Annotated in this window: 1 protein-coding gene; it reads right to left on the bottom strand. The window is 63.5% G+C overall.

Features of this window, described 5'->3' with window-relative positions:
• A partial coding sequence (locus AC1DBX_RS20755) for an IS1/IS1595 family N-terminal zinc-binding domain-containing protein (RefSeq protein WP_476932679.1) occupies positions 1-218 on the bottom strand: 218 nt, incomplete at its 3' end.
• Positions 219-340 lie beyond the last annotated feature (122 nt).

The raw sequence follows: 340 nt of genomic DNA, 5'->3' as shown, positions 1-340 counted from the left end.
CACGCAGTGCGGCGCCGGAACGACCGGGCCGTGCCGAGCGAGGCAGCCCCTGCCTGGTTGCCGGTGCCCAGCAGCCAGCCCAGAAAAGCGTCCAGCTCCGCACGCCGGCTCACATCCGGGCGCTCAGCCGAGCGGCTCGCACCGCAACCCAGACACCGGTACCGCTGCTTACCAGCAGCAGTTTTTCCGTTCCGGACCAGCGCCCGTCCGCAAACCAGACATGTCAGAGATATACAAGCACCCCAGCCACCCTAAGCTTTCAAAGCTTAGCTACCCCTGATTTGCCCCGCCGTCACTGGGAAGCAGGACCAATCCATACACACGTTTTGTCCTATAACCC

The sequence above is a fragment of the Arthrobacter sp. 10N44_2 genome, from assembly GCF_056394385.1.
Note: the sequence above shows the minus strand (reverse complement) of the source record. Positions and strands in the feature narration are given on the sequence as shown.